This is a genomic window from Holdemanella porci (genome assembly GCF_019052655.1).
GTDB classification, from domain to species: Bacteria; Bacillota_I; Bacilli_A; order Erysipelotrichales; family Erysipelotrichaceae; genus Holdemanella; species Holdemanella hominis.
The window spans coordinates 13,926-36,168 of record NZ_JAHQVB010000004.1; the positions used below are offsets into that span (position 1 = coordinate 13,926).

Annotated in this window: 15 protein-coding genes and 1 pseudogene; 13 read left to right on the top strand and 3 right to left on the bottom strand. The window is 35.3% G+C overall.

All coding sequences use genetic code 11. The features are described 5' to 3' along the window. The 5 genes and pseudogenes from coaD to KTQ83_RS12455 all read left to right on the top strand — a co-directional run bounded on the left by coaD (position 1) and on the right by KTQ83_RS12455 (position 6,944). Positions 1–477, top strand: a complete 477-nt coding sequence (gene coaD / locus KTQ83_RS01500; protein ID WP_118114671.1) for a pantetheine-phosphate adenylyltransferase — start codon at positions 1–3, stop codon at positions 475–477. A 1-nt stretch (position 478) separates the two neighbouring features. Then, positions 479–1,162: a ribonuclease III gene (gene rnc / locus KTQ83_RS01505; RefSeq protein ID WP_117924560.1), complete on the top strand. Its 684-nt coding sequence runs from the start codon at positions 479–481 to the stop codon at positions 1,160–1,162. Between the two features lies 1 nt (position 1,163). Then, positions 1,164–5,477, top strand: a complete 4,314-nt coding sequence (locus KTQ83_RS01510; RefSeq protein ID WP_244975719.1) for a PolC-type DNA polymerase III — start codon at positions 1,164–1,166, stop codon at positions 5,475–5,477. A 224-nt stretch (positions 5,478–5,701) separates the two neighbouring features. Next, positions 5,702–6,588, top strand: a pseudogene (locus KTQ83_RS12175) (dicarboxylate/amino acid:cation symporter). Positions 6,589–6,809: 221 nt separating this feature from the next. After that, positions 6,810–6,944 (top strand): hypothetical protein, encoded by a 135-nt coding sequence (locus KTQ83_RS12455; protein ID WP_255466298.1) that lies wholly within the window; start codon positions 6,810–6,812, stop codon positions 6,942–6,944. On the opposite strand, the gene KTQ83_RS01530 is transcribed toward KTQ83_RS12455, so the two are convergent. Continuing rightward, positions 6,925–7,824, bottom strand: a complete 900-nt coding sequence (locus KTQ83_RS01530) for a calcium/sodium antiporter (protein WP_186998925.1) — start codon at positions 7,822–7,824, stop codon at positions 6,925–6,927. The two genes, KTQ83_RS12455 and KTQ83_RS01530, sit on opposite strands and share 20 nt — an antisense overlap. Before the next feature lie 524 nt (positions 7,825–8,348). Here KTQ83_RS01530 and KTQ83_RS01535 point away from each other — a divergent pair. Then, positions 8,349–9,266: a calcium/sodium antiporter gene (locus KTQ83_RS01535; protein ID WP_217255861.1), complete on the top strand. Its 918-nt coding sequence runs from the start codon at positions 8,349–8,351 to the stop codon at positions 9,264–9,266. A gap of 7 nt (positions 9,267–9,273) precedes the next feature. Here KTQ83_RS01535 and KTQ83_RS01540 read toward each other — a convergent pair whose 3' ends face one another. Further along, entirely contained in the window at positions 9,274–9,882 is a 609-nt protein-coding gene (locus KTQ83_RS01540; RefSeq protein WP_199593122.1) for a TetR/AcrR family transcriptional regulator, read from the bottom strand. A 186-nt stretch (positions 9,883–10,068) separates the two neighbouring features. On the opposite strand from KTQ83_RS01540, the gene KTQ83_RS01545 reads away from it, so the two are divergent. From KTQ83_RS01545 to KTQ83_RS01575, 7 genes are all read left to right on the top strand, one after another. Then, positions 10,069–12,150, top strand: coding sequence for an efflux RND transporter permease subunit (locus KTQ83_RS01545; RefSeq protein WP_217255862.1), 2,082 nt, complete (start codon positions 10,069–10,071; stop codon positions 12,148–12,150). A gap of 2 nt (positions 12,151–12,152) precedes the next feature. Beyond that, a complete protein-coding gene (locus KTQ83_RS01550; RefSeq protein WP_217255863.1) occupies positions 12,153–14,516 on the top strand; it encodes a hypothetical protein in 2,364 nt (787 codons plus the stop codon). A gap of 93 nt (positions 14,517–14,609) precedes the next feature. Beyond that, positions 14,610–14,762, top strand: a complete 153-nt coding sequence (scfA, locus tag KTQ83_RS01555; protein ID WP_003865538.1) for a six-cysteine ranthipeptide SCIFF — start codon at positions 14,610–14,612, stop codon at positions 14,760–14,762. Positions 14,763–14,842: 80 nt separating this feature from the next. Continuing rightward, entirely contained in the window at positions 14,843–16,237 is a 1,395-nt protein-coding gene (scfB, locus tag KTQ83_RS01560; protein WP_217255864.1) for a thioether cross-link-forming SCIFF peptide maturase, read from the top strand. Continuing rightward, positions 16,218–17,546: an aminotransferase class V-fold PLP-dependent enzyme gene (locus KTQ83_RS01565; RefSeq protein ID WP_217255865.1), complete on the top strand. Its 1,329-nt coding sequence runs from the start codon at positions 16,218–16,220 to the stop codon at positions 17,544–17,546. Before scfB ends, KTQ83_RS01565 begins: the two co-directional genes overlap by 20 nt. A gap of 87 nt (positions 17,547–17,633) precedes the next feature. Next, positions 17,634–19,565 carry a bile acid Fe-S flavoenzyme BaiCD gene (gene baiCD / locus KTQ83_RS01570; RefSeq protein ID WP_217255866.1) on the top strand — a complete coding sequence of 644 codons (1,932 nt, stop codon included), beginning with the start codon at positions 17,634–17,636 and terminating at the stop codon, positions 19,563–19,565. An 8-nt stretch (positions 19,566–19,573) separates the two neighbouring features. Continuing rightward, positions 19,574–21,475 carry an NADH:flavin oxidoreductase gene (locus KTQ83_RS01575; protein WP_117924539.1) on the top strand — a complete coding sequence of 634 codons (1,902 nt, stop codon included), beginning with the start codon at positions 19,574–19,576 and terminating at the stop codon, positions 21,473–21,475. A 16-nt stretch (positions 21,476–21,491) separates the two neighbouring features. Here KTQ83_RS01575 and KTQ83_RS01580 read toward each other — a convergent pair whose 3' ends face one another. After that, on the bottom strand, positions 21,492–22,229 hold the full coding sequence (locus KTQ83_RS01580) for a nitroreductase family protein (RefSeq protein ID WP_244975720.1): 738 nt from the start codon (positions 22,227–22,229) through the stop codon (positions 21,492–21,494). Positions 22,230–22,243: the final 14 nt, after the last annotated feature.

A 22,243-nucleotide genomic window follows, 5' to 3' on the forward strand; every position in this document is an offset into this window, starting at 1 on the left:
ATGAAAATAGCAGCATTTTGCGGAACATTTGACCCAGTTACTTATGGTCATTTAGATATTATTGAAAGAGCTAGTAAGTTGTTTGATCAGTTAGTGGTCTTTATTTCGCCAAACTCAGATAAAAATAATGAGTTTACAGAGGAAAAAAGATTAAAATGGTTGAATGAATCAACGAAGCACTTGTCAAACGTAACATGCAAGATTCAGTCGGGATTAGTTGTCGAGGCATGCAAAAGTGTGAATGCGACTGTGCTGGTACGTGGAATTCGTAATGGTGTGGATTGTACATACGAGCAAAACATGGCGTTTATGAACGCAAGATTGAATGAGGACATTGAGACAGTATGTTTATTTACTCGTCCTGAATATAGTTTGTACTCAAGTTCAAACGTAAGAGAACTATTTAAATATGGTCAGGACATTTCGGGATTTGTTCCTGCTTGTGTATTAGAAGATCTTAAAAAAGGAGAAGAATAAAATGGAAAAGTTTATTGATTGGTTAAAGGCAAATGGATATCAATATAAAGATGAAGATATTTATCTAGAAGCTTGTACACACTCTTCGTATGCCAATGAACATCATCGTGAAATGGGAGACAATGAGCGCTTAGAATTTATGGGAGATTCTGTTTTACAAATTTGGAGTGCTACACAATTATTTTTGATGGAACCCAAAATGCGTGAAGGACAAATGACAACACTTCGTGCACAGACAGTGTGTGAATCTACATTAGCCGTATTGAATAGACAATTAGGATGGTATGAATTCTTGCGTCTAGGTGTTGGTGAAGAAAAAACGGGTGGACGCCATAGAGAAAGTATTTTGGCCGATCAATTTGAAGCTTGCATCGGAGCTATTTATATTGATCAGGGATATGCCGTTTGTGACGAGATTTTGACAAAATATATGAAGCCAGTATTTAAACAAGAAAAGAGTGAGGCTGTTACAGACTATAAAACACATTTACAAGAGGTGATTCAGGCAGATTCTAGAAAGACAATTCAATATAAATTGTTAGAAGAAAAAGGTCCAAGTAATGCACCAACCTTCACAATGGGTGTGTATTTAGATGATATTTTATTAGGTCAGGGAACGAGCAGCACAAAGAAAAAGGCGGAACAAAAAGCAGCTAAGGATGCTTTTGAAAAGATGGCAAAATAAAATGGAAGTATTTGAGAAATTACTAGATCCGGAATTATATGCGTATTTTAAAAATGCGACTTTTTATGAGAATCCTGTATTTCATACAGCGCATAAAATGGTTGATTTTTACATTGAATTTGAGAATGTAATTCCTTTGGAAATTTATGAACAGATCATTACTAAGCTTCAGCTTTCTTTGCATACTCATGTAAAGTTGCATATGCACACAAAGAATAGCGTTATTGAAATGGATGAACTGGATCGTTATGTAAATTATTTTGTGGAAAAATATAGTGATGTGAAGGATTTTCGCTTTCTACATCCTTATTTGGAAAATGATACAATCTGTTTTTCTACACGCGATGAGTCTCGTCTTGCTGCTTTAAATTTGGCTTTACCTTCATTAATGGAAAAGTTAGAGGATGTAGGGATTACGCAGGAAATTGTGTGTAAAAAAGTTGAAGATGATATAGAGATTGAAACGGCAAAGGTTCAAGTGAGTGCACCAGTTGTTAAACAAGAGCCAGTTAAGAAGCAGTATCCTTCTTCAAACAGCTATAAGAAGGAATCAGCTACAACATATAAGATTGCAGATTTACGAGTGGGCTATTCAAATGTTCAAATTGAAGGACATATTTTCGATATTGATAATCGTGTTATGAAGAGTGGTAAAACTTTGCAGATGTTGTATATCAGTGATTATGATGATGCGATTGTTGCCAAACGTTTTGAAGGGGCAAGATGTCCTATTGAAGAGATTCAAGCGGTAAAAAAAGGCATGCATGTTGTGTTAACGGGTGAAGTTGTTTATGATTCATTCTCAAAGTGCGACTCTTTTATGGTTCGTAAATTAGAAATCTCAAATGAAAAGAAAAGAGAAGATCATGCGAAAGTAAAAAGAACGGAATGGCATGTTCACTCTAATTTTTCAGAAATGGATGGTGTTTGTGCAATCGAAGAATTTATTCAGACTGCCTATGACTGGGGTATGGATTCTATCGGTGTGTGTGATCACCAGGTCGTACAGGCTTTTCCAATGGCACAACATAAGATTGAGGCTTTGGTCAAACAAGATCCGAATCGTGAATTTAAAATGTTGTATGGTTGTGAAATGCTTGTGGCAGATTCTAAATATCATATTGTATATAATAATGATCATCGCAAACTTGAAGATGCAACATTTGTCGTGTTTGACTTAGAAACAACGGGTCTTTCAAATACGCGTGATGAAATTATTGAATTTGGTGGGGTTAAAATCAAAAATCGTGAAGAGGTTGGACGTTTACAGAGGTTCATTAATCCAAAGCGTACAATTCCTGCCCACATTTCAAATTTAACGCATATTACACAAAATGATGTAGATCGTGCAAAACCTATTGAAGATGCTTTAGATGAGTTGTTAGAATTTATTGGAGATTCTATTTTAGTTGCACATAATGCGACATTTGACGTTGGCTTTATGAATGCAGCCTGCAGAAAAACAGGTCGTGATGAACTGACAAATCCTGTGATTGATACATTGCCACTATCGTATGCGATGCTTCCGGATGATCAAAAGCGATTTAATCTAGGAAGTGTATGTCGTCATTATCGTGTGAGTTATGATGGTGAAGGTGCGCACCGTGCCGACTATGATGCGGATGTACTTTCACAAGTCATGTATAATATGATGAATCAATTAGGACATGAAGCTACTTTAGATACATTAGTTGATATGGAAAGTGGATGTGAGAAATACGCTTCGAAAAAACCATATGAGAGAAATCGTCCATATCATATGACGGTATTTGCAAAGAATAAGGATGGTTTAAAAGAATTGTTTGAATTGATTACTTTATCACATACACAATATTTGGTGAGTATGGGTAAAGAAAATGGTCAGCCTCGTATTATTAAGGAGGAAATCTCAAAGAAGTGGGATAACGGCAACTTATTAATTGGTTCTTCTTGTCAGAATGGTGAAATTTTTGAATTGGCGCATACGCGAAGTAAAAAAGAATTATTGGAAGCTATGGGCTATTATGACTACATTGAGTTACAGCCATTAGAGTGTTATAAGAATTTATTGGATCGTGGAAGCATTACAGATGTGGATGATTTGAAGTGGTATTTGCAGTTTATCTATGATACCGCAAAAGAAGCGGGTAAGATGGTGATTGCTTCAAGTGATGCACACTATGTGAATCCTAATGAGAAACGTCTTCGTGATGTATATATTAATGCCAAGGCAATTGGTAATGCTAGACATCCTCTATATATTTATAATAAACAAGCGCGTAAAGCTACGAGCAATCCAAATCAGCATTTGTTGACGACGGATGAGATGTTGAAGGCATTTGAATGGATGGGTGAAGATGTAGCTTATGAGGTTGTTGTGGAAAACACAAATAAATTGAAGTTATTAACAGAGCCTATCTTTCCAATCAAAGATAAGTTGTATCCACCTGACATTGAGGGATCTGACCAAAAGTTGCGTGATATTTGTTTTGAAACAGCTCACCAATGGTATGGAAATGATTTGCCAGACATTGTAGAGAAACGTTTAACTCGTGAGTTAGATAGTATTATTGGTCATGGTTACTATGTAGTATATTATATTTCACACTTACTAGTTAAGAAGAGTAATGATGATGGATATCTTGTAGGTTCGCGTGGATCTGTAGGATCTAGTTTTGTTGCGACAATGTCCAATATTACTGAGGTAAACCCATTAACACCTCACTATGTATGTAAAAATTGTCAGCACTATGAGTTTTTAGATGGGGATGAAGCTAAGTCTGGTTTTGATTTGCCGGATAAGCTGTGTCCGGTTTGTGGTGAAATCATGCGTGGAGATGGTCAGGATATTCCGTTTGAAACATTCTTAGGTTTTGAGGGGGATAAAGTTCCCGATATCGATTTGAACTTTTCCGGTGAATATCAACCGAATGCCCATGCCTATACAAAAGAAGTATTTGGAGATGATCACGTCTTTAGAGCAGGTACTGTAGGTACGGTTCAGGAGAAGACGGCGTATGGTTATGTTAAAGGATATGAAGAAGAGATGGAGTGTGAGCCTTTTAATGAGGCAAAGCGTGTAGATTTGGCTAAGGGTTGTGAAGGTGTAAAAAGAACAACGGGTCAGCATCCGGGTGGTATTGTCGTTGTGCCATTGGATATGGATGTGCATGATTTTACGCCTGTTCAATATCCTGCAAACAATCCAAATGCGACTTGGAAAACAACGCACTTCGATTTCCATCAGATTCATGATAATATCTTAAAATTTGATATTTTAGGTCATGTCGATCCTACAGCTATGAAAATGTTGGAGAGAATAACAGGGGTGAATGTTCGTCAGATTCCTATGAATGATCAGGAAACTATGGCTATATTCTCGACAACTGAATCACTAAAAATCGATACGACAAAATATAATGAAGTTACAGGAGCCGCGGGTATTCCTGAGTTTGGTACACCATTTGTTCGTGGTATTCTTGAACTTACAAAGCCGACAACGTTTGCGGAATTAGTCACAATTTCTGGTTTGTCTCATGGTACCGATGTTTGGTTGGGAAACGCCAAAGATCTAATTGATAATGGTACTTGTAAGTTGAATGAAGTTATTGGTTGTCGTGACGATATCATGGTTGATTTGATGGGGTATGGTGTTAAACCAAAATTATCATTTACGATCATGGAAAGTGTTCGTAAGGGTAAAGGTTTAAAAGATGAGTGGGTTACCGAAATGAAGGCGAACAATGTACCAGAATGGTTTATTGATTCTTGTACAAAAATTAAGTACATGTTCCCTAAAGCCCATGCGGTTGCCTATGTTATGATGGCTGTGCGTATTGCGTGGTTTAAGGTACATATGCCAGTACATTATTATTGTATGTATTTTAGTATACGTTGTGATGCTTATGATGTGCAGACCATGATTCAGGGTGAGGCTGCAATTCGCCAAAGAATGGCGGATATCAAACATATGAAAGAGGATAAAACACAAAAGCCAAGTGATAAAGAGTTAGCTATTTATGATACGTTAGAACTTGCTTTAGAGATGGTTTTGCGTGGATTTAGATTCTCAAACATTAGCATTAATCGTAGTGCGGCTACTGAATTTATTGTGGATCCAGACGATCCAAAAGCGATTATTCCGCCTTTCACAAGTATTGATGGTTTGGGTTCAAACGTAGGTTTGTCTGTTGTAAAGGCAAGAGAAGAAAAACCATTCCTATCTAAGGAAGATGTACTGAAGCGTACACAGCTTTCAAAAACATTAGTTGAAAAGTTAGCGGATATGAATGCTTTAGAGGGATTGGATGAAGAAAATCAAATGACACTGTTTTAGGCAGTGTCTTTTTTAGAGCGTATGTAAATTTTTATAATTATGTAATGATATGGTAAAATATTTACATTATTGTAGAATGAGTATAAAAAAGAAAGGATATAATATAACGCTTGGTATTTTTATTGGGTTGATTGCCGGTGTTATTATTGGAATTATTATGCCGGAATGGGCAAATATGGGCATTGAGTGTGGTTTCCACTATTTATATATCGGCATTAAAAATGATGATTTCCCCACTTGTATTCACAAGTTTAGTTATGGGGATCATTGGAATTGGGGATATTGCCAAAACAGGTAAGGTAGGTTTATATACCTTATTATGGTATACGGGTACAACGGCTTTAGTTTCAGGTTTAGGATTGGTTTTGCCTCGTATGTTGCATTTGGGTAAGAATGTGCATATTGTTACGACAAAAACACAAGTGGAGGCTGCGACATTTAATGGATTGTTGGATACTTTACAGAATATTATTCCGCCAAATCCAGTGGAAGCTTTCGAATCAGGAAATATACATTAAGTATTAGCTTTTGCGGTAATTATTGGACTTGCATGTTTGGCTGTTCAGGAAAAGGCGGATCCATTTATTAATTTGCGTGATTCCATTTATCAAATTTCTACTTTTATTATTAGTAAGATCATGTATGTGACTCCATTTGGAGTATTCGCATGTATCGCTACAGTTATGTATTCAAATGGTGTGGATACAATGCTTCAATTAGGACAAGTATTATTGGCATTGTATATTACGTTCTATTTATGTGCGTTTATTATTTATGGTGGTATGGTCAAATTTTTAAGGATATCGCACCTGCAGGATTGAATGCGTTTGGTACTTGTTCAAGTAGTGCTACGATTCCCATTTCATTAAAGTGTGCAACTGAAAAAATTGGCATTCCAGAAGAAATTACTTCGTTGACTCTTCCTTTAGGGATAACTATCGATATGGATGCAGTTTCGATTTTGATGTCATTGATGATCACATTCTTTGCGACTGCACTTGATTTTAAAGCCTGTCATCTTGATTTTTCACACTTTGTCGCAATGCAGGACACATTGATTCTAGATATGAAAAAATGTGGACACACAATGAAATCATGCTTTGGATTCTAGTATAAAGAATCTCTCATCCAGTTAGGTCTAAGGCGTAAGCCCTGCTGGATGCAGTATGAGTTTACAGAGTACGGTCCACATGGATTGGAAATGCTCAAAAAACAAGAGCTATGCAAAGACTATATGCAAGGCCTAGAACCATGCTGAAAGCTTTGCGATGCTCCATTTCTCGCAATGAGAGAAAGAGAATCTCGTCATTTTAATGATGAGAGTACGTCAAAATGTTGAAGTTTTTGGCTCATTTTAAAAAGACAACAAATGATCAACTTGATCAGGAAGAACCTAAAAAAGAAGATACTGTTGTCTTATTAGAAGAGATTTGTGATTTGTTGAAGACTAGTAAAGAAGATAAATAAAGTAAATCAAATATGTAACTAACAAGAGTATGCCGGCTTTTTTGTCGAGTACTCTTGTTTTTTTAGTGCAAATATAAAGGACAAGACCAATCAATATTGCGACAAAGGAATCGATGATAAAGTTAGGTTCAAAAGGTACGGGAGTAATAAGTGCACTAGCCCCTACGACAAATAGGATATTAAAGATATTAGATCCGATGATGTTTCCAATCGCGATGTCGGCATTGCCTTTTTTTGCAGCAGTTACAGAAGTGACAAGTTCTGGTAAGGATGTTCCTAAGGCAACAATGGTTAGTCCGATAAATCTTTGGCTGACACCTAATGAGATGGCAATGTTTGTGGCTGCATCTACCGCAAAGTTACTTCCAATCATTAAACATACAAGTCCGAGTGGAATAAATAATGGGTTTGTTTTTTTGATTTCAGTTTCTTCCATTTGATTCTTAGACATTCTAAAGATGTAGTATAAGTAACCAAGAAAGAATACCCACATAATAATTCCATCTAAACGAGAAATTGTTGTGTTGATGCCTAATAATATCAATACAAGTGTTACAAGCATCATAAATGGCATTTCATATTTGATTGTACTATTTTGAATATGTAATGGACGAATGAGTGCTGTAATGCCAAGAATGATTCCTACATTTAAAATATTACTTCCAACAACATTTCCAATTGTGATGGCTGCATTGGATTTTAATGCAGCTGTAATGGAAACAAAGGCTTCTGGAAGACTGGTTCCCATCGCAACGATAGTAAGTCCAATGACAAGTTGGGGTATGCCAAAGCGTGATGCGATACTGCTTGATCCATCAACGAACCAATCGGCTCCTTTTAGTAGTAGAATAAATCCTAATACTAATAAAATTATATTCATATGTTTTCCTCCTGGACCAGATAAAAATAAAAAGACTCTGGTCTTATATACCAAAGTCTTGCCATTTCATCACAGTCCGGATTTAACATCGTATTGACGAAGCTGTAAACACATATATGTGCAGGCTACTCCCTTTATGGGTTTATTATACATATTTTGGTCAATAAATTCTATATTTAATTGTAAAAATATCTTAACAAATGCCAGTTTTCTAGAAAAGCCACTATTGATTGCGTATTAGATGAATAAATCAAAAGATAAAACGATGCCTATTTTGTCGACTTCTTTATTGGGGAATGGAAAAAGGATTTAATGTTTCAAGTATCACATCGATCTTCTCAGTAAGTGAAGAGTCGATTAAAAAGCTATTGATGAAAGCTTAGGCCAAGCTGCAAAGAGATGGTCGCAAAGATGGATTAATTCTTTTGTTCAATGTTTGTGACGATTGATAGGACAAGATGAAAAATTTCTTCTTTTCTTTTCAGTCTGTGATATAATAAGGTGACTTTGAAAGGATTGAGAAAATGGTATTTCTTTTATTAGTTTTAGGTATGGTCCTTTTAATGAAGGGTGCAGACTTGTTTGTGGATGGCAGTGCAAGTGTGGCTCGTAAGTTAAAAGTACCTTCAGTTATTATTGGTTTGACAATTGTTGCGCTCGGAACAAGCTTACCAGAAGCGAGTGTGAGTATTACGGCTGGCTTAATGGGCAGTAATGAAATTGCGATTTCAAATATTGTGGGTTCTAATATTTTCAATACTTTGGTTGTGGTTGGAACAAGTGCAGTCATTGCTCCATTTTTAATGGACAGGGATATTTTGAATCGTGATTTAAAAATCAATATTTTAGTTAGTATTTTACTTTCGATTTTTGTGTTAAATGGAATGTTGAATCGCTTTGAAGGCATGATCTTCTTGGTTGGTTTGGTATTGTTTATTTTAAATTTGATTCGTAGTGCTAAAAAGAATCGCGTTGAGGATGAGGAAGTTGAAACTTTATCGGGAATCAAATGCTTGATTTATATCGTGATCGGTGTTGCGTGTATTATTTGGGGTGGAGACATCACTGTAGATAGTGCAAAACAGATTGCAGCTATGCTTGGTATGAGTGATACGTTGATTGGTTTAACTGTCGTATCTATTGGAACTTCATTGCCTGAGTTAGTAACAAGTGTTGTTGCGGCAAGAAAAGGTGAGAGTGGTTTATCTTTGGGAAATGCGATTGGAAGTAACATTATGAATATTTTGTTTATTTTGGGTACTTCAAGTACAATTCATCCAATTGCAGCTACTTCACAGAATATTATTGATACTTTTGTCTTGATTGGTGTATCTCTTTTGATTTATGGCATTGCCAAAAAAGGAGATACAATGACAAGAAAAAAGGGGATCTTTATGATCCTCGTATATGTCATTTATATGATTTATATTATTGTACGCTAGGCTTTTCCTAGCTTTTTTTCTTTCCTTGGGAAAGGATAGCACGAATGGAATCGAAAAGAATGGGTTTATATTCTTCGATAGGAAGTGGTTGACTATGAAGAATACTGTTGTAGCAAGTACTTCCTGTAAGTTCAACTATAAGATAGAGTATGACTTCTGAATTTTCGAATTCGTATCCATTTACGGTTGCGATTTCATTAAACTCTTTTATAAGGCTGAAACTATCATTATCGATAGCCGTATTTAATTGGGCATGGAACACGCCCCAAGATAGGTTTCTTTCAACAAATTTTAAAATCAATGGATTGTTTTCTAGTCGAATCAATACTTGATTAATCAAGAAGATAACAGAGTCTTCAAAATTACGAATATCATTTTTCTCTAATTGTTTGTGGGCCTCTTCAAATAGGCGATGTGCTTCTTTTTGAATTAGAATATCGCGTATTTGATATTTATCTTTGAAATAAAGATAGAAAGTCCCTTTTGCGACTCCCGCGTTTTTTACAATATCATTAACAGAGACATTTGTGATGTCTTCTTTTGTGAATAGATTAAAGGCAGCCTGTAAGAGGTTGTTTTCTTTTATTTTCTTGTTTTCGATTATCTTACTTTTCATGCGTATCACCATCCTTATTATAAACAATAATTTAGAAAACACAAATAAAAATGACCTATTGAACATATTAAAACAATTGTATATTTGGAATTTGAAAAAAATAAAATAAAAATATTGACTACCGGTCAGTTTGGTACTATACTCTTCACGTAGTACAGGAAAGGATAGAAAAAAAGGTGATTCGATATGGATAAGATGTCAAAATGGATAGTTAAATATCGTAATATGATTTTGGCTGTGGCCATTGTTCTTTTGATTCCAAGTGCAATTGGTTATTTCAATACAAATATTAATTACGATTTATTATCTTATTTACCTTCGACTTCAGAATCTATGAAAACACAAAAGATTCTTGGAGATGATTTTAACTTATCGAGTGTAGACTTCTTGGTTGTCAACAACAAGACGGATCAAGAGGCCGCAAAAATTAAGGAAGAGATCAATAAAATAGATGGAGTTGAAAAATGTATTTGGAGAGATGATGTATTGGATATCTCTGTTCCAAAACAGGCAATTCCAGAAAGCATTCAGAATATGTTATATTCTGGTGACAGCACAATGATGATTGTTACATTTAAAGAGCCAACATCGTCAATGCGTACAATGAATGCGATTAGTAAAATAAAAAAATATACAAAAGATGATTGTTATTTAGGTGGTATGTCAGCCATCAGTGAAGATACTAAAGATCAAACAGAACATGATACGCCAATCTATGCAGGTATTGCGGTTGTATTATGTATGATCGTATTGTTCTTAGGATTAGAGAGTACGATTGCTCCAGTTGTATTTATGCTAGGAATGATTTTCCCAATTGTTTATAACTTTGGTACAAACGTATTCTTAGGTGAAATTAGTTATATCACAAAGGCTTTGGCCGTTGTATTACAGTTAGCTGTAACATTGGATTATTCCATCTTCTTATTACATAGATATCAAGAAGAAAAACAAAAACTTCCAAATGAAGAGGCTATGGCTAAGGCCATCAAAGCTACGTTTACTTCAATTACTTCAAGTTCAATCACAACAATTGCTGGTTTCGTTGCCTTGTGTGTAATGCAGTTAACACTAGGTAGAGATATTGGTATCGTTATGGCCAAAGGTGTTGTTCTTGGTGTATTATCAACTATCTTCATTTTGCCAAGTTTGTTGATGTTCTTTGATAAGACGATTGAAAAGTACAAACATAAAACAATTTTGAATGAGTTACATAGAGTTCCTCGTTTTGTGATTCATCACTATAAAAAGATTCTTGTTGCCTTTGTGTTGATCTTCATTCCGTTTGGATATGGTCAGGCACATACAAATATCTATTATGATTTGATTTCTGGTATGCCAGGCGATTTTGCGAGTATCATTGGTACAAATCAGTTAAAAGATAAATTTGATATGACAACGACACATTTCGTTTTAGTGGATGATAAATTAACAACGAATGAAATTCAGAATATGTGTTCTGAAATCAAAGATTTAAAAGGAATTCATAATGTATTAGCGTATGAAGAATTTGTGGGTCCAGGACTTGCATCCAACTTTACTCCAAGTGTAGTAAAGGATATTTTCCAAAATGGCGGAAAGAAATTAATTGTTGTGAACAGTGATTATAAAGCTGCAACCGATAAATTAAATAAACAGTTAGATAAAATGGATACCATCATTCATAAATATGATAAGAAGGGTATGATTGGTGGAGAAGGAAGTATGACACGTGATTTGATCACAACAACAAATACAGACTTTGCGATGGTTAACGTATTATCTGTAATCATGATCTTTATCATTGTTGCCTTAACATTTAAATCATTTGCACTTCCAGTCATTTTAGTACTAACAATTGAATTTGCGATCACAATCAATATGGGTATTCCATTCTTTACAGGAACTACACTTCCATTTATCGCAAGTATGGTTATTGGAACTATTCAATTGGGTGCCACAGTAGACTATGCCATCTTAATGACAACGCGTTTTAAAGAAGAATTATCGCATGGTAAGAAGGTTAAGGAAGCGGCTTTGATTGCGATGGAAAAATCGAGTGTTTCCATTATGACAAGTGGATTCTCATTCTTTGCCGCATGTATCGGTGTAAGCTTTGTAGCTAAGATGGATTTAATTAAATCATTAGTCATTTTATTAGCACGTGGTGCATTAATTTCAGTCGTAAGTATTTTATTAGTATTACCTTCATTGTTGATTTTCTGCCACAAGTTCATTGAAAAGACGACAAAGAATTGGCTAGAATCAAACATGGAAGCGAAAGGAGAATAAATATGAATTTAAGTCATACAGTAAAAGTAGTTGGTAGTGTAGTGTTGAGTGCAGTTATGGCAGGAAGTATGATGCCTGTGACTGTATTTGCGCAAAGTAATGATGAAAATCCTACAGAAAAAACAGAAACTGTTTATTCTGTATTAAACTCTGATGGTTCCATCAGCGATACAATCGTATCTAGCTGGTTACATGATGAGGATGGAATTAATAATATTAAAGAAACTTTAAACTTAACAGATGTTAAGAACATTAAATCAAATGAAAAACCTTCAAAAGATGGAAATACATATACATGGAATGCGAAAGGAAATGATGTGTATTATGAAGGAACAGCCACAAAACAACTTCCAGTGTCTGTTAAGATTCGTTATGAATTAGATGGTCAAGAGATGTCTGCAAAAGATATGGAAGGTAAGTCTGGTCATTTGAAATTAACTATTTCTTTCACAAATAATTATTCAGAAGTTAAAAATATCAATGGCAAATCTATCGTAATTCACCCTAGTTATTTAGCTGGTGGTATGTTGAATATGAGTACTGGCAAGTTCTCAAATGTAAAATGTGAATCTGGTAAGATTGTTAATGATGGAACAAATGAAATGTTGGCATTTGCGAATATTCCAGGCTTGAATGAAACATTAAAATCTGCAGGTTTAGACAAAGTAAATAATCAATTAGGAATCAGTGATGATGTAACAGTAGAAGCGGATGTCAATGATTTTGATTTAGGATCTATAATGGTTGGCATGACAAATGAAATTGATTTGGCAAGTGAATTAGGTGAAATTGGTTCTGTATCTGAATTAACAGATGGCGTTAACCAATTAATTGAAGCCGACAATCAATTGATCGATGGATCAAAACAATTGTATGATGGAACAACTCAATTAAAAGAACAAGCCGCTCCGTTAACAGGTTCATCTGATCAGGTAAGACAATTATCTGCAGGTGCTATCCAATTAAATGATGGTGTTAAAGCCTTACAAACAGGTATTAGCCAATATACGGCTGGTGCTAGTGCAATCAATGAGGGTGTTGACCAGTTGTATGGTATTCCTCAAAATGTGGGTTTAATTCAATCTGCCGTTACAACTTCAACGGAGGAACAAGCAAGTTTAGTGGATGGTTCGCAAGCTGTTGCAGATGGGTTAGGACAATTATTAGATCAATTAAATGGATCTAATGTAACAGCATCAGTTAAAGAAATGAATACACTTTTAGATGGTTCTAAAACAAAACTACAAGGAATGGCTGATACTTTAGCTACAGATAAAAAAACTCTTGAAGATATGCAAACAGATTTAACCAATGCATCTACTAAATTATCTGGTTTGTCTAATTTAAAAAATGAATTGGATAATTTGGGTAATGAAATTGTAACTAAAGAAACACAGAATAATACTGCGATTGCAGACTATAATTCGAAGAAAAAAACAGTTAATGATGAAATCACTGCTATTAAAAATAGTATGAAGACTGAGATTGAAACATCTATTGGTACACTAAGTACAGCTAAAAAGGCATTAAATGATGCTGGCAAGACTGATGAAGCATATAGTATTCAAACTCAAATCGATGCATTGGAAGCAGAAAAAGCTAATGTAGATGCAATTAGTACAATTGAAGAATTATCTGAATTGCAGACTTTAACAGAGGAATTCAAAACATTAAATGATACTCTAGTAACTGTTCAATCTACTGTTTCAGAAATGAGTACATTAGTAAGTAAATCAATTAGCAATTTAGAAGGTTTAGCAACAGATGTTAATACAGCATTGACTACAATTGATACATTAAGTCAAACTTTATCTGGATCAACTAAAAAAGTTGAAGGTATGCAAACTATGCTTAACAGTTTAAAACCTGGAGTTACAGAACTATACAATGGAGCGTTAAAAATTAATGCTGGAGCAATTAACTTAGGAAATAAGTTGGGTGAACTACAAACTGCTTCAAAATCTGGTGTAGATAAAATCAAAGCTGGTACTACTCAATTAACATCAAACAATGCTACATTAAATGGTGGTGCTAGTGCATTATCACAGGCAACAGGAACACTTGCTGGACAGAGTGGAACATTCAATGAAATGGCTGATGGATTAGATACATTGGGTAAGGCATTTGAAACATTGAATGATGGTGCTAAACAATTGTATGAGGGTAACGAACAATTCAAATCTGAAGGATTGGATCAATTAAAAGAAAAGGTAGATTTAGGTGTTGGAGAACTTGAAACATTACAAAGTGTAATGGATGAAATCAAAGCTATGAACAAAGAATATGCTTCTTACTCTGGTGCTCCAGAAGGTGCTACAGTAACTAGTCGCTACGTATTCCGTACTAAGGAAGAAAGTTCTAAATAGTTTATAAAGGTATTCTTCGGAATGCCTTTTTAATTTGATATTCTTTTGTTGGCGTGTTAAAATAAAGAGGAATTTATATGGGGGTATATAATCATGAAACATATTAATACAGTAGATACTCGTAACTTGTGTGAAAGCGCAAAAAATGGTGGATGTGGAGAATGCCAAACTTCTTGCCAATCAGCTTGTAAAACCAGCTGCGGAATCGCTAACCAAGCTTGCGAAAATAATAAAGAAAGTAAGTAATTAAGAAATGCCGAAGTGATTCGGCATTTTTAATGCCGCCTTTAAGGCAGCATTTTTTAAATTTGAGGGAGGAAAAATACATGATTCATCAATATAAAATGTTTGATCAGAATATTGTATTGGATATTTGTTCAGGAAGCATTCATGTGGTAGATGAAATTGCTTATGATATGATTGCTGAATTTTTAGATAAAGATAAAAATACCTTGGTTTTAGAAATGAAGGAGAAATATCCTAGTGTTGAAACATCTGAATTAGAAGAATGTTACGACCAGATTTTAGAATTAAAAGAACAAGGTCGTTTATTTAGTGAAGATACATATGAACCTATGGCAGGACAGTTAAAGGCTAAGACAAGTGGTGTTATTAAAGCTTTATGTCTTCATATTGCCCATACTTGTAACTTGAATTGCTCGTATTGTTTTGCCAGCCAAGGAAAATACCATGGGGACCGTGCATTAATGAGTTTTGAAACGGGAAAACGAGCTCTTGATTTCTTGGTGGAAAATTCAGGAACACGCAGAAACTTAGAAGTGGATTTCTTTGGTGGAGAGCCACTAATGAACTTTGATGTGGTTAAACAATTAGTTGAGTATGCTCGTAGTATTGAAAAAGATGCTGGAAAGAATTTCCGTTTTACACTAACGACAAATGGTATGTTGATTGATGATGACGTAATTGAATTTGCGAACAAAGAAATGAGCAATGTTGTATTAAGCTTAGATGGACGTAAAGAAGTTCATGACCGTTATCGTGTGGATTATTCTGGTAAGGGAAGTTTTGATACAATCGTTCCTAAATTCCAAAAGTTAGTAAAGGCTCGTGAAGGTAAAAATTACTATATGCGTGGTACTTTTACTCATGCCAATCCAGACTTCTTAAAAGATGTGCAACAAATGTTAGACTTAGGTTTTAGAGAATTAAGTATGGAACCTGTTGTTGCCAAGTCAGATGATCCTTCTGCACTAACTGAAGCGGATCGTGAATTTGTTATGAAACAATATGAAGATTTAGCGAAGTTGATGTTGGAATATGATGAGAAGAAAGATCCATTTACTTTCTATCACTATATGATTGATTTAAAAGGTGGACCATGTATTTATAAACGTATTTCAGGATGTGGTTCAGGAACTGAATATATGGCCGTAACACCATGGGGAGATTTATATCCTTGTCACCAATTTGTAGGAGAAGAAGCCTTTAAATTAGGAGACATTTATACGGGTGTCACAAACAAAAAGATTCAGGATGAATTTGCATCATGTAACGTATATGCACGTAAAGAATGTGCAGATTGCTGGGCAAGACTTTATTGTTCTGGAGGATGTGCAGCCAATGCATACCATGCGACAGGATCTGTCAAAGGTGTATATAAAGAGGGTTGTGAACTATTCTGTAAACGACTAGAGTGTGCCCTTGCCGTAGCTATTATTCGTGATATGAAAGAAAATAATCATGAAGACGCCGATTGTTAGTTTTCTAAAATCATATCAAGAAAAATCACCTGTAAGAATGCATATGCCAGGCCATAAAGGCGCTGGCATTCTTGGTTTTGAAGGAATGGATCTTACAGAAATTTATGGAGCTGATGAATTGTTTGCAGCAGAGGGAATCATTAAGGAAAGTGAACAAAATGCTTCAAACTTATTTGGCTGTCCAACCTATTATTCAACGCAAGGCTCTACTTTATGCATTCAAACGATGTGCACGATATTATGCCAAGATGCCAAAAGTAAAGGCAAGAAGCCTAAAATTCTTGCAGGAAGAAATGCGCATCGAAGTTTTATTCATGCGGCTGCACTATTAGATTTTGAGATTGAATGGTTATATGGAAATAGTGATTATTTATCTTGTAAGATACATGCAGAGGATTTAGAAAAGGCGATTATTGAAAGTCTTCCAACGGCTGTATATCTGACCAATCCAGACTATTTAGGAAATCTTTTGGATATTAAGTCTTTAGCTAGTGTATGTAAAAAACATAATGTACTACTCGCCATCGATAATGCGCATGGTGCATATCTTCGTTTTCTAAAAGATTCTTTATACCCTATTGATTTGGGTGCTGATCTATGTTGTGATTCGGCCCATAAAACACTGCCTGTACTTACAGGGGGAGCTTATCTTCATTTAAGTGATTCTTTGAATCAAGTATGGAAAAATGACGTTAAACATTTTATGGAATACTTTTCTTCTACAAGTCCATCCTATTTGATTATGGCATCTTTAGATGCGGCAAATGAGGTGTTGGATACTACGTTTAAAAACTCTTTGTTTGAATGTATTCAAAGAGTTGATGGATTAAAGAATACGTTGGTTCAACATGGATACACGATTTTATCTGGTGAACCCATGAAGATTACGATTTCAACAAAAGAGTTTGGCTATACTGGAAATGAAATCGCAAATCTTTTAATGGAATGTGATATCTATCCTGAATTCTATGATTCAGACTATATTGTATTAATGCCATCTCCATATAATACGAAGGATGATTTAAAACGATTAGAGACATGTTTATGTGGAATTGAAGGAAAGCCCATTTTAGTAAATAAACTACCAAAATTAGAACAATCTAAAAAAGCCATGAATGTGCGTCAAGCTTTATTTTCGTCAAGCATAACATTGGATGTATCTAAATCATTAGGACAAGTATGCTCCAGTGTGACTGTATCTTGTCCTCCTGCGATTCTTCCAGTGATTCCAGGAGAAGTGATTAGTGAGTCTTCTATTGAAGTCATGAAATATTATGGTATTGAAACCGTACGAGTTGTCAAAGAATGACAACTCTTTTCTTTTGTGTATGTGAAACCGCTAACAATTGAAGTATAATAAAATAAGAAATAAACATACGAAAAGGAGGAGAATCATATGTTTGACAAATTGTTTGAACCCATACAGATTCGTGGTATGGAATTAAGAAATCGTGTTGTCATGTCTGCGATGGGAACACATGAAAGTGCGGAAAGTGAAGATGGAAAGAGTGTTACAGATAAGTTGATTGCGTATCATGTGGCTCGTGCAAAAGGTGGAAATGGATTAAATACAATTGAAGTTACAAGTGTTGATGCGGCCAGTGCACCTTTTGGATTCTTGTCGATTGCCGAAGACAAATACATTCCAGAATTTAAAAAATTAAATGATGCCGTGCATGAAGCTGGAGGAAAAACTTGCATTCAATTATGGCAAGGTGGATTAGCCGTAGCTTCAGATCAAACGGCTCAAATTTTAGTGCCCGATGACTTACCATTAAGTCCACAATATACAGTGCCAGCTATCACAAATGAAAGATTACTCGATATAATAGATAAGTTTGGCCAAGCTGCAAAACGTGCAGTAGAAGCTGGATTTGATTGTTTAGAATTCCATTGTGCACATAACTATTTACCACACTCTATGCTTTCAGGTGGAATTAACCATCGAAGTGATGAGTGGGGTGGCTCTTTTGAAAACCGTAAGAAATTCCCATTGGAATGTATTAAATCGATTCGTGCCAATATGCCAGAAGATATGCCACTATTCATGCGTGTAGATTGTCATGATGACATGTTAGATGGTGGATTAACGGTTGAAGAAGTGATTGAATTCTGTAAAGATGCTAAAGAATTAGGTGTTGATGTATTAAATATTAGTCGTGGAAATATATTAACGGCAGCTACATTATATGAAGTGGCACCAGTTGATATTGAAAATGGATTTAACGTAGAAGATGCTGCACGCATTCGAAAAGAAACGGGTATGTTGACAATGCCTTGTGGACGTATCAATACGCCTGAATTTGCCGAAAAAATCTTAGAAGATGACAAGGCCGATTTAGTTGTCATGGCACGTGCTCAACTTGCCGACGCTAATTTCTGTAACAAGGCTAGAGCTGGTAAAGTCAATCAAATTCGCTATTGTATTGGATGTAACCAAGGCTGCTATGACTCATTCTGTGCATCCTTATATAATCCAGCGATTAAACACATTACTTGTATGCGAAATCCTGGCTTATTAGAAGAGGAAACATTAGGCTTAAAACCAGGATCTGCTTCTAAAAAAGTTGTCATCTTAGGTGGTGGAATTGCAGGTATGGAAGCAGCTCTAGATTTAAAAGAAACAGGTAATACACCAATTTTATTTGAAAAGAGTGAAAGTCTTGGTGGACAATTCTTATTGGCCGGGGCTATTTCAGCTAAAAAAGACTTTAAGAATGCGGTAGATAAAATGATTTTGGATGTTCAAAAATCTGGAATTGAGGTGCACTTAAATACTGTTGTTACTAAGGAAATGCTAGAAGAAATTAAGCCGGATGCACTCATTGTTGCGATTGGGTCAAGTCCGTTTGTACTTTCAATTGAAGGTAGTGAAAGAGCTATTGTTGCACATGATGTATTGAGTGAAAAAGTAGAAGTGCCAGGTGAAAACGTCGTCATTATTGGTGGTGGTCTTGTTGGTTTTGAAACCGCTGAATTCTTGGCTGCCAGACAAAAGAAAGTTACTGTTTTAGAAATGAAAGAAAAAGCTTTACAGGATCTAGGTCCATTACGTCAAATTACAGCGCAGTTTGTGATGGCACAAATGCCAATCACAATTGAGACAAGTGCCACTGTAGAACGAATTGATGATCATGCAGTTGTTGCCAGTGGCAAAGAATATCCATATGATAGTGTCATTATGGCTGTTGGTTCAAAGGCAAATGATACAAGTATGTATGCCAATCTAGGTATTCCTACATACATCGTTGGTGACTGCAAGAAAGCAGGTGTTGCTTTAGATGCATTTAAAGATGCTTATCATGCAGTATTAGAAATTAATAAGTAGGTAGCGATATGACAACTTTATTTGATGAACTTAAAATTGGTTCAATGATATTGAAAAACCGTACCTTTATGGCTCCTATGTCTTTAGGGTATGGAGATCAAACGGGAATCCCAACACTACAAGAACAGGCATATTGGCTTGAAAGAGCTAAAGGAGAAGTAGGATGTATTATTACGGATGCGACTAGTGTTGACCCTAATACACCTTATTTAGGAAATACGCTATGTTTTAGAAGTGAAGAAAGCATTTTGGAATATAAGAAGTTTACGGATAAGATCCATGCATATGGAACAAAAATTATTCCTCAAATTACACATCCAGGGCCAGAAAGTATCTCTTCATTCTTTGGGGTTACACCAATTTCTAGTAGTGGCTATTTAAATTCGATGTACCAACAAACTCGTGAATTAAAAATAGAAGAAATTCCAAACATTATTTCCATGTATGCAAATACTTCTTATCAGGCAAAACAGGCTGGTTTTGATGGAATTGAACTGCATTGTGCTCACGGCTATATGCTTCTAGGCTCTTTCTTGAGTCCTTTAAAAAATAAGCGAACAGATGAATATGGTGGCAATCTAATGCATCGTGCACGCTTATTATTTGAAGTGGTAGAAGCGATTAAATCAAAATGTGGAGATGATTTTCCAATTATTTTAAGAATGTCTGGATCTGAGAAGATTCCAGGTGGAAATACAATTGAAGATACACTTCAATTGATACCTGAATTAGAAAAAAGAGGTGTTGATGCCTTTGAAATTTCGGGTGGATCTCAATATGAATTGCCAAACAAAATTATGCCAAGTCATGGAGAAGAGTGTGCAACCAATTTGAAAGAAGCTTTAAGAATCAAAGAAATCAGTCACGTACCCGTATTGTTGGTGGGAAAGATTAATGAAGCGAAATTGGCTCGTTCTTTAGTGGAGGAAGAGAAAGTCGATGGTATTGTACTAGGTCGTGCTTTACTTGCAGATCCAGATTTTGTCAAGAAGGCAAAAGAACATAAAGATGCACAAATTGCACCTTGTACAGGATGTCTTGCAGGATGTGTTGGACAACAAACAAAGCGGTTATATGGAACTTGCGTGATTAATCCATTCTGTGGTCATGAAATGGAAATAAAGATAGAACCAACTGTTTCGAATAAAAAAATTATGATTGTAGGTGGCGGAATCGGTGGATTAAGCACTGCAAGAATGTGTTCTTTAAGAGGACTTGATGTAGAAGTTTTTGAAAAAAGTGATGTGTTAGGTGGACAGATCAATCTTGCTAGCAAGATTACACCGAAAAAAGAAATGCATAAATGGATTGATTATTTAGAAAATGAATGTCAAAGATTGCATATTCCAGTTCATTTAAATCATGAAGTGAAAGTGAATGATGTACATAATTTTGATGTGATTCTAGTATGTAATGGTTCTATTCCAAATAAACCAAATGGAGATGCCTATACAGCACATGATATTTTAGGTGATAAAGTCGATGTGCATGGAAATATCCTTGTCGTAGGTGGAGGCATGGTTGGCGTTGAGGCAAGTGAATATATTTGTGAAAAGCACCCGGATGCACATGTTACAATTTTGGAAATGAAAAAGAATATAGGTGATGGAGAATCTCCGGCAAACTTAGTTTCTACAATGACTCGTATTCAAAGTCTACCAATCAAGGCACTAACAGAAACAAAACTTGTATCAGTAGAAGATGGTGTTAAGGTTGAAAAAGGTGGAGAAACACAAAATTTAGGAAAATTTGACTTTATCGTATATGCGACAGGCTCAAAACCAGACCCAAGTCTATATGAAGCTATTAGAGAAACGGGAAAAGAAACATACTTATTTGGTGATGCATCATGTGTAGCACAAGCTTTGGAAGCAGTTCGTGATGGCGTAAATATTGCATTAAAACTATAAGAAAAGAAGTGAAGTCTTAATCGGCTTCACTTTTAAATTGATCAATATATTTTTGTACAGAATTTGTCATTTCTTTTGAAAAATCCGAATTGTATTTTCGTTTACAGAAAGCTATTGCCCATTCGTTTAATGTTTTATTTCCAGCTTTATATTCATACATATTTTTTAATTCCTGTTGGTCTTTTCTATGATATTGATCAACACAAACAATATCTTCTAATTGACAACGTTTTGGTTTTTGTCTTTTAAAATGATCCTCTGCAGGATATCCAAGTACTAACATGCATACAGGGACTACATACTCACTTAGATTTAATGATTCTCTATGTAAATCATGCTGCTCTAAAATATCACCTATGTAACAAGATCCGATTCCTAAACTTTCGGCAGCTACAACCGCATTTTGTGCGGCAATGGTCGCATCTGTTGTGGCTAGTAATAAATCGCCTACGCCTGGTTTTCTAGGACTGCAATTTTCATAATTAAATAAATCATACCATTTCTGAAAATCAACACAGAAAATTAAAACCATTTTAGCCTGATTAATAAAAGATTGATTATCACACGTTTTAGATAGCGTTTCTTGTAGTTTCTTATCTTGTACATCAATGATTGTATACATTTGTTGGTTTCCTGCACTCGGTGCCTGCATGCAAGCTTCTAATATCAATTTTCTTTTTTCTTGGGATATTTCTTTATCTTTAAAAATGCGACAAGATTTGCGGTCAAATAAACTTTGAATAATTGGATTCATCATAAATCCCCTTT